The organism is Chitinophaga pendula (genome assembly GCF_020386615.1).
Lineage (GTDB): Bacteria > Bacteroidota > Bacteroidia > Chitinophagales > Chitinophagaceae > Chitinophaga > Chitinophaga pendula.
The window spans coordinates 652,217-666,113 of the sequence record NZ_CP077769.1 but is presented as its reverse complement, the minus strand read 5'-3'; the positions used below and the strand labels follow the sequence as shown (position 1 = coordinate 666,113).

At 47.6% G+C, this 13,897-nt stretch carries 13 protein-coding genes and 1 tRNA gene; 8 read left to right on the top strand and 6 right to left on the bottom strand.

The window, feature by feature from the left end:
• Nucleotides 1-940 precede the first annotated feature (940 nt).
• Nucleotides 941-2,374, top strand: coding sequence for a sensor histidine kinase (locus KTO58_RS02710; protein ID WP_095840860.1), 1,434 nt, complete (start codon nt 941-943; stop codon nt 2,372-2,374).
• Nucleotides 2,371-3,081 (top strand): response regulator transcription factor, encoded by a 711-nt coding sequence (locus KTO58_RS02705; protein ID WP_095840861.1) that lies wholly within the window; start codon nt 2,371-2,373, stop codon nt 3,079-3,081. The genes KTO58_RS02710 and KTO58_RS02705 overlap by 4 nt, the downstream gene beginning before the upstream one ends.
• A 266-nt stretch (nt 3,082-3,347) precedes the next feature.
• Here the strand turns inward: KTO58_RS02705 and KTO58_RS02700 are convergent, their stop codons facing one another.
• Together KTO58_RS02700 and KTO58_RS02695 are read right to left on the bottom strand one after the other, a co-directional pair.
• Nucleotides 3,348-4,034, bottom strand: coding sequence for a hypothetical protein (locus tag KTO58_RS02700; protein WP_095840862.1), 687 nt, complete (start codon nt 4,032-4,034; stop codon nt 3,348-3,350).
• Nucleotides 4,035-4,674: 640 nt separating this feature from the next.
• Nucleotides 4,675-4,758: transfer RNA gene (locus KTO58_RS02695), tRNA-Leu, on the bottom strand.
• A gap of 177 nt (nt 4,759-4,935) precedes the next feature.
• Between KTO58_RS02695 and KTO58_RS02690 the strand changes: the two genes are divergently transcribed.
• Both KTO58_RS02690 and KTO58_RS02685 read left to right on the top strand, forming a co-directional pair.
• A complete protein-coding gene (locus KTO58_RS02690) occupies nt 4,936-5,133 on the top strand; it encodes a hypothetical protein (protein WP_157753227.1) in 198 nt (65 codons plus the stop codon).
• Between the two features lie 64 nt (nt 5,134-5,197).
• Nucleotides 5,198-5,386 (top strand): hypothetical protein, encoded by a 189-nt coding sequence (locus tag KTO58_RS02685; protein WP_095840864.1) that lies wholly within the window; start codon nt 5,198-5,200, stop codon nt 5,384-5,386.
• Nucleotides 5,387-5,512: 126 nt separating this feature from the next.
• Here the strand turns inward: KTO58_RS02685 and KTO58_RS02680 are convergent, their stop codons facing one another.
• The 4 genes from KTO58_RS02680 to KTO58_RS02665 all read right to left on the bottom strand — a co-directional run bounded on the left by KTO58_RS02680 (nt 5,513) and on the right by KTO58_RS02665 (nt 7,776).
• The gene (locus tag KTO58_RS02680) at nt 5,513-6,001 is read right to left on the bottom strand and encodes a DUF8788 domain-containing protein (protein ID WP_095840865.1); all 489 of its coding nucleotides are present in this window, start codon (nt 5,999-6,001) and stop codon (nt 5,513-5,515) included.
• Between the two features lie 25 nt (nt 6,002-6,026).
• Nucleotides 6,027-6,500 carry a DUF8788 domain-containing protein gene (locus KTO58_RS02675; protein WP_095840866.1) on the bottom strand — a complete coding sequence of 158 codons (474 nt, stop codon included), beginning with the start codon at nt 6,498-6,500 and terminating at the stop codon, nt 6,027-6,029.
• Between the two features lie 293 nt (nt 6,501-6,793).
• Nucleotides 6,794-7,270, bottom strand: coding sequence for a DUF8788 domain-containing protein (locus tag KTO58_RS02670; protein ID WP_095840867.1), 477 nt, complete (start codon nt 7,268-7,270; stop codon nt 6,794-6,796).
• A 32-nt stretch (nt 7,271-7,302) separates the two neighbouring features.
• The gene (locus KTO58_RS02665) at nt 7,303-7,776 is read right to left on the bottom strand and encodes a DUF8788 domain-containing protein (protein ID WP_095840868.1); all 474 of its coding nucleotides are present in this window, start codon (nt 7,774-7,776) and stop codon (nt 7,303-7,305) included.
• 316 nt (nt 7,777-8,092) lie between these two features.
• Here KTO58_RS02665 and KTO58_RS02660 point away from each other — a divergent pair, with 316 nt between their 5' ends.
• The 4 genes from KTO58_RS02660 to KTO58_RS02645 all read left to right on the top strand — a co-directional run bounded on the left by KTO58_RS02660 (nt 8,093) and on the right by KTO58_RS02645 (nt 13,667).
• A complete protein-coding gene (locus tag KTO58_RS02660) occupies nt 8,093-10,570 on the top strand; it encodes a DUF2339 domain-containing protein (RefSeq protein WP_095840869.1) in 2,478 nt (825 codons plus the stop codon).
• Nucleotides 10,524-11,858 (top strand): hypothetical protein, encoded by a 1,335-nt coding sequence (locus tag KTO58_RS02655; protein WP_157753228.1) that lies wholly within the window; start codon nt 10,524-10,526, stop codon nt 11,856-11,858. The genes KTO58_RS02660 and KTO58_RS02655 overlap by 47 nt, the downstream gene beginning before the upstream one ends.
• Nucleotides 11,859-11,928: 70 nt before the next feature.
• On the top strand, nt 11,929-12,189 hold the full coding sequence (locus KTO58_RS02650; protein ID WP_095840871.1) for a hypothetical protein: 261 nt from the start codon (nt 11,929-11,931) through the stop codon (nt 12,187-12,189).
• 203 nt (nt 12,190-12,392) lie between these two features.
• Complete coding sequence (locus KTO58_RS02645; RefSeq protein ID WP_095840872.1) at nt 12,393-13,667, top strand: DUF2130 domain-containing protein; 1,275 nt, start codon at nt 12,393-12,395, stop codon at nt 13,665-13,667.
• The last annotated feature ends 230 nt before the right edge of the window (nt 13,668-13,897 follow it).

Genomic DNA, 13,897 nt, shown 5'->3' with positions numbered 1-13,897 from the left:
TATCAGATCAGGGGACATCCCGGAAAGGATATCCCGTTTTAAACGGAAGTGAGCGCTAGGCTCTTCTATCACTATACGAAAGGTCATATTGTTGTACGCATTTTACCTGCTGCTGCCGGTTTATTCTGCCTACGCGTTGCAGCGATCACTATCACACACTGCCGGCAGCAGGACCCGCTTACATTCCCGGCATTCTTTGTTATATCTGTTTAATCGGCGTTCTGTCTGTAGTACTAAGGGACTAAATACCTTGCATGACATCCCCATTTTAATGCAAACCTAGATGGAAGCTATGTAAGTGACGGTTAAACATGGTTAAATAGAGTTAAATAATCATTGATCCGCTGGCTTTAAAAGGAGGATGTCCCGGAAGAGACATCCCATTTAGCTTGAACAATATACATTATCACCTGGAGGTCGTTCCAGAGGAAACATCCTCGTCTGTATTAAAAAGAGAGTATAACTCTCTGTATTAGGAAAGCTGAAATAATAGCTGTCTGGCAGGTTAGCTACCGGCACGGCTTTTCTCCTCTTCAATACCTGTTTCCAGCTGCGGGCTGCTTTCACATTCCCACTGCCGAACCCGTAGTGCGAAGGTGTATTTGAAAACACATCACTAACTGATAATCAACAATAAAGACCGTACATGCAGGCTCATATACTTACAGAATAAATGTATAATTTTATATTTTAGAACAGGTTTATATTGTGACAGTTCGATTGTCTGTCTATGGTATAGTCAGCAGGTAGTTATTAAGCACACGGTTGGTTGGTTTCTCAATAAAATATGACTGGCAGCAGCAGCTGATACCTTCGTATCATGCTAACATGGTGCAAACTTAGGATGGTACTTTGTAAGTGGAGGTTAAACATGGTTAAATAGAGTTAAATCCGCGCCTCATCGTTATGATAACACCCTAGGAATAATGAACTTTGACATATGAAATCATACGCGGCAAAATATACATATCCCCTTGTCATACTGGCGATAGTTGTGAGCGTGATATTACAAGTAGCTTGGCTCTCCCAGCTATTCATCGAGCAGCGATCGCACATCGTGCAGGATATCGACAATATGTTTACCAACACCGCAAAAAAGAACCTGTACCTGAGCTGTCAGTCTGATTCCTCTCAATACGAATATTTCCATGAATATTTTCTTTCTCCCGAATGGGTGCAGATCAGGCAGGGATTCGACGACACCCGTGGTAGTAATATCAGTAAAGGATTTGAGGCCAACCAGAATGAGGATAGCTCTGTGATCGTATTCCGGCTCACCTTTCGTAAAAAGGCCTCTCCTTCTCATGGTGTGGCGCATTTTATTAATTCGGGAGCGATGCAGGATATTTACCGTACCGACAGCATATCGTTAGTTTCTATGAATAAGTTAGTGGCAGAGGGAATGAGATCGATGGGGTTTAAAGGAGGATATAGCCACCGGTTGTATCCCTATGGAGGAGCGTTGAGTAATGATGCGAGTGATAATAAGGACTATGCCTATGTGAGCAAGCGGGTGTCTTATAACCTGGAACACCTGTACAAATATCAATTGCTGGTTACTTCGCTGAATAAGGTAGCCTGGTACAGGATGCGTTATTACCTGGCATCTTCCGTACTGATGGTTGTTTTGACGGGCGTGGCGTTTTACTATATTCTTAAGCTGATGCGGAGCAGGCAGCTATATGCCGATGCGCGGGTGGCTTTTACCAGCAATATGACGCATGAGATCAAAACGCCTATCGCTACGGTGGCGCTGGCATTGGAGTCTATCATCAAATACAACCTGACGGAAGATCCTGAGAAGCTGAAGAATTACCTGGACATAGGACGGCTGGAACTACGCCGCCTGGACGCCATGGTAGAAAAGGTGCTGAGCTTAAGTAACAACCAGTTACAGTTTACCTTACAAAAGACCTTTTTCGATGTGCAAGTGGTGTTGAAGGAAATGATCCGGGCGATGGAGTTACAATTCCGGAATGTGCATGCGGAATGTGAGTTTATCGGATTTCCCGAGCCCTGTTTTGTGGACGGCGATATTGTACACATAACGGATGTATTCTACAACCTGATAGAAAATGCGATCAAGTATGCAGATAAACCTCTGCGAATGGTGATCCGTTGTGAAGCAGATGAAGAGTGGACGGTGATCACCTTTAAGGACAATGGACCCGGTATTCCTGCCATTTATCATGATCAGATCTTTGAACGATTTTTCCGCGTACCTGTTAAAGGAGATATACATAGTGTAAAGGGGTCGGGGTTAGGATTAAGTTATGTAAAGCAGATCATCGATATGCATGAAGGCACTATTAACGTACAAAGTGAGCCTGGTAAAGGCTGCATATTTATCATAAAACTTCCCTCAATAGAATGAGTTATAAAATTTTATACGCCGAAGATGAACCATTTTTATCACGTATTGTCAGCGATGGTTTAAAAACCAGTGGTTACGAAGTAGAGATCGTTACGGATGGAGGGCAAGTGATAGATACCTTCCACCGTTTCCAGCCGGATATCTGTGTGCTGGATATCATGTTGCCCTCGAAAGACGGGTATATGGTAACGGAAGAGATCCGGAAAGTGGACCACGAGGTCCCTATTATTTTCGTCAGTGCCAAGTCGTTGGCGAAGGATGTAGTAAAAGGTTTTAAGACAGGTGGTAACGACTACCTGAAAAAGCCCTTTAGTATGGATGAGTTGCTGGTACGCATTGAAGCGTTGCTGATGCGTTTCGGTAATGCGAAGGTCATAGCGCCTGTCACCAAAGTGACGGTGTATCATTTCGGCCATTCCATACTGGATACGGTACATCAGACCCTGAAGACGATATCCGGCGTACATAGCCTGTCATTTAAGGAAGTGGCATTGCTGGAGTTGCTGATACAACGGAAGAACAATGTGCTGGAACGGCAGGAGGCCCTGCTGAAGATATGGAGCGATGACAGTTACTACAATACACGTAGTATGGATGTGTTTATGACGCACCTGCGAAAATTGTTGCGGGATAATACAGAAGTACAGATCATTAATATCAGGGGGATCGGTTATAAGTTGATCTGTCCAGCTGATGAAACGGTATAAAAACAAAAAAAGTAAGCTGGCCGCGAAGCAGAACAATGCGAAACGTGAGAAAGTCCTTTGAAAAGATGGGCTATCATTTGAGAAAGCTGTCCAGGAAGGCTATGATCAGAGCTGGCGGATAACACAGTTCTTTAAAGACAGAAGAGCATTTGACATTTATGATAAAGAAGGTAAGCCAATCTGGATTTATTATTAACCCTGCATGACAATGACCCGACTTATGCATTCTCTTTATGTATTGATGATCTGGATGTCGTATTGGGCGCTCACCAGCTTCCTTTTCGCTTCAGATCATTCACCTTCCACAAATCATAATTGAGCTTATACATAATCTTAAATGCTTTGCAGGCAGCAGTTACGGCCTCTTTTATCCCACAATCATAGAACCAGCATATTTCAAGCTGGGGAGATATCGTATATTTTGCTTTTTTGCTGGCAGCTATTATGCCACTGCGTACTATTCGAAATAGCTTACTTTTCCCGTTGGCAAATATATCTCCAAATTGAGCTTTTACCTCTTCGGCGTACCTTTCATGCTCCGGGACTTCAAACTCGCCTATCTCTTCCAGACTTAAAAGCTGTCGGTAAAAATCATCCCCCATGTACCTGACGTTTTCAATATTGTACAGATGCCCAGTAAGAAACATTCCCCGATTATCGATTCCTAGCTGCATCTCCACATTCATTTTCTCACTTTTTATGATCAATGCCGGACCGTTTAGGTTCAAGTACATTTTGTTATTTTCAAAATGGTCTTTGGCGGCACAGTAACCGATTAGCAACTCCGTAATTTCGTGGAGCACGGCTGTAGCTGCATTCATATATTCCGATTTGTCGTCAGCAGTCGTTTCATCGAGATGAAACCATCTTCTATTGTGTTCATTAATAGCCTTTACCCAACCATCCATTTTGATCTCTGCTTCTCCAAGGAGTTGCTCCAGCTTTTTATCCATATAAGTTTATTATGTTATAACCTTTACGAACTTAAGCCTATTTTATCACTCTGTACTATCCTTACTTTTCCTGTTAGAAAAGGGCGTCTTCGATATCTATGCGCACAACAGATATCTTTTATAAGAAACTCCTGATCGTCATAGATCATGACCGGTTCAGTCGCGGCTCAACATCCGGAAGCGTCTAAAGAATGGAATAAGAAATGCCATAGAATCCGGAAGATTGGTACAGAAAGCGCCATTCGTTTATCAGAATAGCGAGGACTTTTCAGGCAAAGTATCCTGCTGATTAAAGAGCAAGAAGCTACAATCACCCGGAAGATATTGCAGGATTATTTTCCGGGTGTACACTTGTGCCTAATCTGCAGCATGTAAAAATGAATAATTATGGCAGCTATACCCGTAAAAGCAAACACCATTTCCAAGGAAGAGAAAGCGCTATTGGATTTCATAGCAGTTATCATAATCGATTTTGTAATGCAGGGAAGCATTAGCAAAATTCGATCAAATATTTCCTGAGTTCAAACATACCTCATGAGAATTCTTTGAACCCCTATCAAGTTGGTCTCCAGCCACTAACAATGTTAAAAGCAAAAAGGAGTTATTTCATTAAGAAATAACTCCTTTAATTCAGTTTGTGTGCGGAGGAGGAGATTCGAACTCCCAAGCCCTTTCAGGCACTACCACCTCAAAGTAGCGCGTCTACCAATTTCGCCACCTCCGCATCTGGTAGAATGGGTTGCAAAAATAGTATGTTTTTAATAATAAGCAAATTTATTTCTCTATTTTCCCTAAAATATTGACTGATAGCACATTGGCGCTGCACACAATTCCCATAACAGGCGACTGGCCGCGGTGTGATTACAGTCAACTGCACTTAGATTAGCGGCAAAATCTACTTATGAAAAAAATCGCCCTGTTACCTATTTCCCGTCATGAACTGCGGCATATCAGAGGCGGTGGTAAGCCGGTGGCTGCCAGCTGTCCGAATGCTCCCTGTAGTATCATTTTTGATTGCCCTTCGTTTTCCTGTTACTGTAATGCCCGCAATATTTGCGTGAGCAGCAGGGATACTTTTCCTGCCGGCACCTCCTTCTGATGGGTCCAGTAGCACCACCCAAACGTCATCATTTCCCATATTTATCATTAAAATCCTAAGAAACATGAAAAAACTGAAAAGTTTCAGCAACACCCTTAGCCGTAACGAATTAAAAGGTGTAGCTGGTGGCGGAACCGGCGCCGGCGTACCTATCTGTTTTGGCACCTGTAACGGCTTTGGATGTCAGTTTGGTGGTTATCCTGATTGCGTCTGCTTATTTGGTAGTTGCCGGTATATCCCTCCGCGTAATTGATCAAATACTATTGAAAAATGTAAAAGTCGTCTCCTGTTGGAGACGACTTTTTTTTGCTACCGGGTACGTACGTGTAGCGTTTGTTGTTATGAGTACTAAGAGATAAACAGGAATCGATGGTGACGTTTAAGGATTAACGATCAGGAAGGGGTCCCAGGTAAAGGGATATACCTGACCGTTGCCGTAATGGATGTTGATATACAGGTTATAGCACACCTTTTGGTTCATGGAGGGCTTTTGCAATACTCCCAGCCAATAGGAAGGATAATTAGGGTCTTTTTGGGGTTTATCCTGCGGGATACCGAATATGTTGTAGGATTGGGATTCATCATAGAACTTCCAGTCGTAGATCTCTACGGTATGTCCGGTAGTAGGGTCTAGCGGTACTACGTACCAGCTGATGGTATCTCCTACTTTGCAAACGGTGCTTAGTTCGTCTCCACCTTCGTCTGTACTGTTCTGCGACCGGTGGTTATCCATCATAAACACCTTTTTACCGGATTTGGTAGCGGGTCCTTTCTGGCCTATTACATAGGCGGTATCTATGGCAAGTGCTATTTGTGTTTGTGGTGTTACGAATGCTTGCGAGGGGGGTGTTGTTTTTTCCTGAGACATGAGCAATCTTTTTTACAATGGGAAATTATTGAACGGTGATATTGAGTGTGGTGGACGGCTGTACGAATTTGCCGGTGGTGGCTTGTTTGGCGTAGAGGTTGATGGCATAGCTGCCACCGCTGGTGCTTTCTACTTTTCCGGTGAATACATCCATATCGGATGAGATCTGGAAAGGCTGGCCGTCGGCGCCCCACACGTTGCTGCCGCCGATATAATAGATCTGGGGGAAGTTGGTACCGCCGTATGGACTGAACCCGTACACGGTCCATGCGATGTTGTCATTATTCGAACAAAGTGTATTAAGGCTGTTGGTAGCTTCTGAGGGGTTCTCAGAAGAAGCCGAAATAATACCTGCGTTGACATTGGTATCTATAAAATAAAGTCCATCTGGTTTTCCATCTTGTACGATACCAGCATCTACAAATCCCAGGACCCAGATGCTACAGTCGCCGGGATTGATACTGGAAAGTTTTTCCGTCGCAGATTGTGTTTGTGTCATAGTACATGGTTTTGAGGGGGTTAAATTGCCTACTCGGTTAAAGGTTTTTCGGCTTCGACCCGGGGTATGTGGAAGCGCTTCATTCACACTACAAAGGTGTCGGATTCATCATCATCAGATCAGCGTATTACCCTGGAATTTTTAGTCAGGTAGAAATACCTGCCGGTCGGTAGATCGTATGTGAACGAGCGCTGTGTTGATAAAGATGTAAAGGCGCCTCCCATGAGAGACGCCTTTTGCTACCTGTTAGGTGTAGCGTTTGTTGTTATGCGTACTAAAGGGATAAATAGTGGTTATTTCACGACAATGAAGGGGTCCCAGTTAATGGGATGCTGGTAACCATCTGCGCCATAAGTGATGAGTATTTGCAGCTGATAGCCGACTTCGGTTCCATCTGTGCTTTTGAACACTTTACCCGCCCAGTAATTGCCGGTATCCTCACCATTTACGCTGGCAGGTTTGCCTTGTCCGCCATTGAATATATCGTAGGTATCACCATTGTTGAATGACCATCCTGTGATGACTACGGTGTCATTCAGGGTAGGGTTCATGGGTACTGCATACCAACTAACGGTGTCGTTCACTTTACAGACGGTAACCAGTTCCTGGCCATCTTCATCCGAACTGCCTTCGGCCAGTGCATTGTCTACCATATAGATGCCGGTGTCGGGTCCGGAGCCGGAAGGCTGCGTTCTCAGGTAGGCGGTGTCAAATACGATACCTATTTGCTTTTTGGAGACTACGAAATCTCTTGCATTATTAACTGCCATGGGGTCATGATTTTAAGGGGTGTCAAAAAGGATTATTGGGAGACTACGTTCATATCGAGTTTTGTCTGCGGGTGGACAAAATTGGGGGCATTCGCCGGCTTAACAGCCAGTTCTATCTGGTAGTTTCCGCCAACGGGATTGACCACCTGGCCCGTAAATACATCGTCTCCTGCGGGAAAGGGCTGGCCTTTGGCGCCCCAGGCAGCGCTGTTGCCTATCACCTGTATCTGCACACTATCATAGGGATTGAAACCATAGGCGACCCAGGCGATGTAAGCATTGAGCTTGCAAGCAGCGCTCAGGTGGTTAGTACCTTCACCTGTACTGCCGGTCAGTCCATGTCTCCTGTCATCGATGGTGCCGTTAGTGTCGATAAAAAACAAGCCGTCGGGTTTGCCATTCTGGATGACACGGGAGTCTACAAACCCGATGATGAAGGGACTGCATGAGGAAGGATTGATGGAGGATCGTTGTGTTTTTTGGGCATCCAATTGTGCTTGTGTCATAGTTTATGGTGTTTTTTTTGAGGGGTTAATTGCCTACTCGTTAAAAGGTTTTTCGGCTTCGACCCGGGGTATGTGGAAGCGCTTCATTCACACCTCACAAAATTGTCGGATTCACAATCATCAGATCAGCGTATTACCCTGGAATTTTAATTCAGGTAGAAATACCTGCCGGCTGGCAGATGGTACGCGGACAGGGCCGGATCAGCGACTACCGGGGAAAAGCAGGAGATATCTTAAATATCCCTTGATCCACTGATAGCTGTACATAGGATTTCCGGTTATATTTGCAGTTACGCTTAAAACAATCCCGATATCCATGTTCGAGACCGTTATCGTCATTTTACTGATCGTCATCCTGGTGGTTATCATCCAGTTCAAAGGAGATATCAACAAGCAGCTACTGTTGCTGCACCTGAAGATCGATCAGCTGTACAAGCAAAGAACCAGCGAAACTGAACCTGGCCCTGTAGCTAACGCGGACACCCCTACGCCGGTCGTTCCGCCGCCACCGCCGCCAATATCTACCTGGCAACGGCCCCTGCCTGACCTGGTACCACAACCTGATGCGGTGCCCATACCGGTATCACCGGTCATACCGGTGGAGCCTCCTGCTCCCGTGTTGCCTCCGGTTACTGCCGTCTCCGTTCCTCCGGTACCGATAGATCTGCCGGAAGCAGAATGGCAGGAAGAGCTACCTGTGGCAGCAGCGCCGCCGGAGGCCCCCGTTGCGGCTAAACCCAAACGGCCTTCTTTCCAGGAGCGGTATCCGGACCTGGAGAAATTCATCGGGGAGAACCTGTTCAACAAGATCGGGATCGCCATCCTGGTATTGGGTATTGGTTTCTTCCTCAAGTATGCTATTGACAAAGACTGGATCAACGAGATCGGCCGGACTTTCATCGGTATTATCTGCGGTGGCCTGCTGATAGGATTGGCGCATCGTATGCGTAAGACCTTTGCTGCCTTCAGTTCGGTACTGGTAGGCGGCGGGGTAGCTACCTTGTACTTTACCGTAACGATAGCCTTCCAGGAATACCATCTTATCACACAGCCGCTGGCATTTATACTCACTATCCTGATCACTGCTTTCTCTGTGGTGCTGGCCTTGAGTTACGACCGGCGGGAGCTGGCAGTGCTGGCTATACTGGGTGGGTTCTCCGCACCTTTCATGGTGAGTAATGGCGCCGGCAATGTGGTGGTATTGTTCACGTACATCCTGACGCTGAACATCGGTATGCTGGTACTGGCTTACTATAAGAAATGGAATATTGTCAACATCATTTCCTATGTGGCGACCGTCCTGCTTTTCGGCAGCTGGCTGGCAGTGTCCATTACCAACCCGCCAAAGCAGCCGCACTACGGTACGGCGCTGGTGTTCGCCACCTTGTTCTATGTTGTGTTCTTCCTGATGAACGTGATCAACAATGTACGCAACCGGCAGCGGTTCGGTGCATTTGATATCTGTATATTACTCAGTAATACCTTCCTGTATTATACGGCTGGCATGCTGTTGCTGTCGCAGTTGCATGCGACCATGTACCAAGGGTTGTTCACGGCATTGATGGCCGTGTTCAACTGCCTGTTTGCCTTTAGCCTGTATCGCCGTGAGCAGGCCGACCGTACGCTGATCTACCTGCTGATTGGGCTGGTGCTGACCTTTGTGAGCCTGGCAGCGCCGGTACAGCTGGAGGGTAACTACATTACTTTATTCTGGGCGGCGGAAACGGTATTGCTGTTCTGGTTATCGCAACGTTCTGGTATTGCGCTGATGCGTTATGCATCGATGCTGATACTGGTACTGATGGTATTCAGTCTGCTGATGGACTGGCAGCAGTTGTATTTCGACCGTGCAGCCCCGATGCTGCCATTTGCCAACAAGGCATTTGTGACCAGCGTGGTGGCTACCCTATCGTTTATACTACTCGGGCGGTTAGTGCGGCAGGAGTCACGGGAGACGAACCTGTTACCCGGGTTCCCGGTGTATATGCTCCGGCCTTTGCTGCGGGCGATGACGATTGTCCTGATCTACACCGGTATACAATCGGAGTTATGGTTCCAGGCCCAGCATCATTTCCCGTTGTTATCGCCCTTGATCACCGGTAGTTTCAACTTCATTGCAGTGAGTGTGTTGTTGTATATGAACCGGCATGCCCAGCCGTGGGTACGGGCCGCATTGCTGGTACTGACAGGCGTGGCCATGATCGCATTTGCGGCTTACTATGTACCGGATGCACTGGATGTGCAGTCCTCGGGTATTTACGGGCATAACAAGTTCCCCTACCTGTGGCTGCATTACTTGCTGTATGTGCCGGTAGGGGTAATGCTGTACCAATTGCACCGGGCGGTACAAGGACTGCCCTGGAGCCGCCTGCCGATGTTGACCCAGTGGGTGGTGGCATTGATGGTATTGATCATGGCCAGTGCGGAGCTGGATCATATCATACTGGCGGTGGTACCGCACCAGGAGTCAGAGATGCATAGTTTACTGGGTAACAGTCACCGTACCGGCTGGGCGATACTTTGGGGAGCGTATGCTTTTGTGCTAATGTACCTGGGGCTGCGCTGGAAGTCGAAAGCAGTACGTATTATTGCGATCAATGTATTCGGGCTGACACTGGCGAAGTTGTTCCTGGTAGATTTCCGGTCGTTGCCGGAAGGAGGTAAGATAGCCGCCTTTATTTCACTCGGTGTGTTGTTGCTGATCATTTCCTTTATGTATCAGCGGCTTAAAAAAATGCTATTGACAGATGAAAATAAGAACGTGGGCGATGCTACCCCGGAAGAGCAAGCATAGTTATGGGCTGTTACCGTTACTGTTCCTGTTGACGGCAGGTATGCAGGTGGCGGTGGCGCAGTCATCGTCGTCATCGTCATCGGAGTCTTCCGGATTTAGCTGGGAAGCGCCGGTACCGGCGCCGGTACAACCGGGATTTTACCGGATTGCGATCGGTCCTGCTATCAGTGCCGTCGCTGCGAAGGTGACCTTGCAAGACCTGCGCTTGTTGCGGGATGGGCAACAGCAGCCCTATATACTGCAACAGGAAGGTTTTTATGATACGACCCGTTTCCAGGCGCTGGAGATCATGGAGCGGCAGCGTACACCGGCGCAGCTGACGACGGTCACTTTCCGCGGGCCGGAGGCGGGCCAGGAAGGGCATACGCTGCTCGACCAGCTGGTATTACAGGTCAAAAATACCGGCGTACGTAAGCTGTTACGGGTGAGCGGAAGCAATGATGGGCACGAGTGGTATGCGATCAGCGGGTGGTTGTTGTTCGACCCGGAGAGTATGAACGGTACGGAAGGCGATCAGCAGGTAAGTTTTCGTTTGCCGGCAACGGACTATACCTGGTATCAGCTGCAGGTGAACGATTCTGCCAGCGCGCCCCTCTATATCGAAAAAATAGGCCGTTTTCTGATCTCTACCCGGCCTGCCGACTACATACCTAACCCTACGCCTAAACTGACCAAAATAACGGCTCAAAATGCGCAGGAAAGCATCTTCCGTATCGACGCTGATGCGGCTTATGTGATAGACAAGATCAGTATAGATATTTCCGCGCCGACCTTATACCGGCGGCCGGTGGTGGTAGCTGTCGCTGCGGAGGACAAATCCCATTCGAAAAGCGGACCTGCTTATCATCCCATTGCCCATTTCACGCTGCGGCCGGGGCAGACCAGCATACAACTGCCATCACCGGTGAAGCAACAGCAGTTATACCTGCTGGTGACGGACGGGGATAGTCCTCCGTTACAGATCGGCCGGGTGCATACCTTTCAGCAGATCACTTACCTGGTGGCTTACCTGGAGAAAGGAGGCACTTACCAGTTGAAAGGCGGGGATGCGCACCTGGCGGCGCCGGTGTACGACCTGACCTATTTTACAGACAGCCTGCCGGCACAGCTGCCGGTACTGTTACCCGGAATGATCGTACAGATCAACGGAAAAGAAGCCGCAGCGACGCCCACCGTATTCCAGAGCAAAATTTGGATATGGATCGGCCTCATCCTTGTGATCGGTCTGCTGGCAGTCATTTCGCTGCGGATGTTACGGGAGATGAAACAACGCGGTCCCGGCAATTAACAATTACTTAAAACTGCCTTAATACAGGGCTAACAGGGGTGTAAGATATTCGACGTTAAAACCCTTTATCATGCAAAAGATCCTTACTGTTACTATCAACCTGGAAAAACTACAAGCTGCTTCTGAGCAGGATGCGAACCACTCATTTGTACGGGAGATACCGGAGGTGAATGCCCTGCTGGAAGAAGGCTGGATCATCGAAGAATGGGATACTTTAGGCACCAATTCCAACAACGTTACCTTACTGTTCATATTGAATGATGAGCTGGATGAGTACAACAATTCGCTCATGGACGAATACGAATTTGAGGAAGGCCCGGAAGAAGAGTAGCGCGGCCTTTCATTTTCCTTGTTTGTTACGGCGGGAAAGGGAGATATGCTTCCTTTCCCGTTTTTATTTTCATTTAGTTTTCCACACCCCTGCCCTATTGCTGGTCTTGCTTAGGGCCTTTTCGCTACCTTTACAGGTGCAAGTCGGCTGTAGTAAATCACGGCAGTACGATCAAATCTTTAATACTCAGGATTATAGCTACTATGGGAACTTCAATTACCTGCCCTAACTGCAAACACCAGTTTGTGATGGAAGATGCTTTTGCTGCGGATATCGAAAAGGAGATGCGTGGCAAGATGGAAACGGAATGGCGTAAACGTGTGGATGCGCTGCAATCGGAAAAGCAGCAGCTGGCACAGTTACGGCAGCAGGTGGAAATACAGAAACAGGTGCAGGACGAAGAGCTGCAGCGGCGTTTGCAGCAGGAGCGGCAGAAGCTGCAGGATACGTTGAGCGAAGATATCCGTAAAAATATCAGTGCGGACTTTGACAACCAGTTGCGGGTGCTGCAGGAGGCGAACCGTGACCAGGAGGAGAAGTTGCGGACAGCGCGGCAGCAAGAGCTGGATTTCTTGCGTAAAGAGCAGGAATTAAAAAGTAAGGAAGAGGCACTGGAGATATCATTGCAGAAGCGATTGCTGGAGGCACGTTCCCAGCTGGCAGAGACCATCCGCCGGGAAGAAGCCGACCGCAACATTTTGAAAGAAACGGAATATCAGTTGCGGCTGCGGGAGATGGAAAAACAACTGGAAGATCAGCGTAAGCTGGCAGAGGAGATGAAACGTAAGGCAGAGCAAGGCTCTATGCAGCTGCAAGGCGAAGTGCAGGAGCTGGTGCTGGAAGAGTTGTTGCGGATGACCTTTCCTTTCGACGAGATCTCCGAGGTGGGAAAAGGGGTACGCGGCGCCGACTGTATCCAGCTGATCCGTAACCAATATGGGCAGGATTGCGGTAAAATCATCTTCGAAAGTAAACGTACCAAGGATTTTTCGATCCAATGGGTAGAAAAGCTGAAGGCAGACATGCGCAGCCAGGGAGCCGATGTGGCGATACTGGTCACGCAGGCGATGCCCAAAGACATGGATCGCTTCGGAGAGAAAGAAGGGGTGTGGATCTGTACGTTTACCGAGGTGAAAGCCCTGACACATGTGTTGCGGGAAGGGGTGATCAAGATCGCGGGAGCGATACGTACCCAGGAGAACAAGGGCGACAAGGTGCATATGTTATATGGTTACCTGACGAGCAGTGAGTTCGCAGAGCAGTGGAAAGCCATCCGGGAAGGTATTATGGCAATGAAGATCTCCATTCAGAAGGAAAGGGATGCGATGGAAAAATTGTGGAAATCGCGCGAGAAACACCTGGAGAAAGTGTTGCTGAATGCGGCGCATATCAAAGGGTCTATAGAAGGGATCGCGGGCAGCGACTCGGTGGATCTGCGCTTGCTGGAAGATGCAGCAGATAACTTGCTCGACGAATAGCTTTTACTTATCGTGTTAAGTATGACCGGCGTCTCCTTACCAGGACGCCGGTCTTTTTTTGCCCATTTTTACTTGTTGCATGAGTTGCATTGCATATAGCTTGTATAAGCATTGTTTAAGCGTCCTATATGCAACCTATAAGCGAGGTATAAGTAAGGTATAAGCATGGTATAGGGAATGTATATCATTGCCTATGCTTTGCTTATAGGAATGCTATACGAATGCTATAC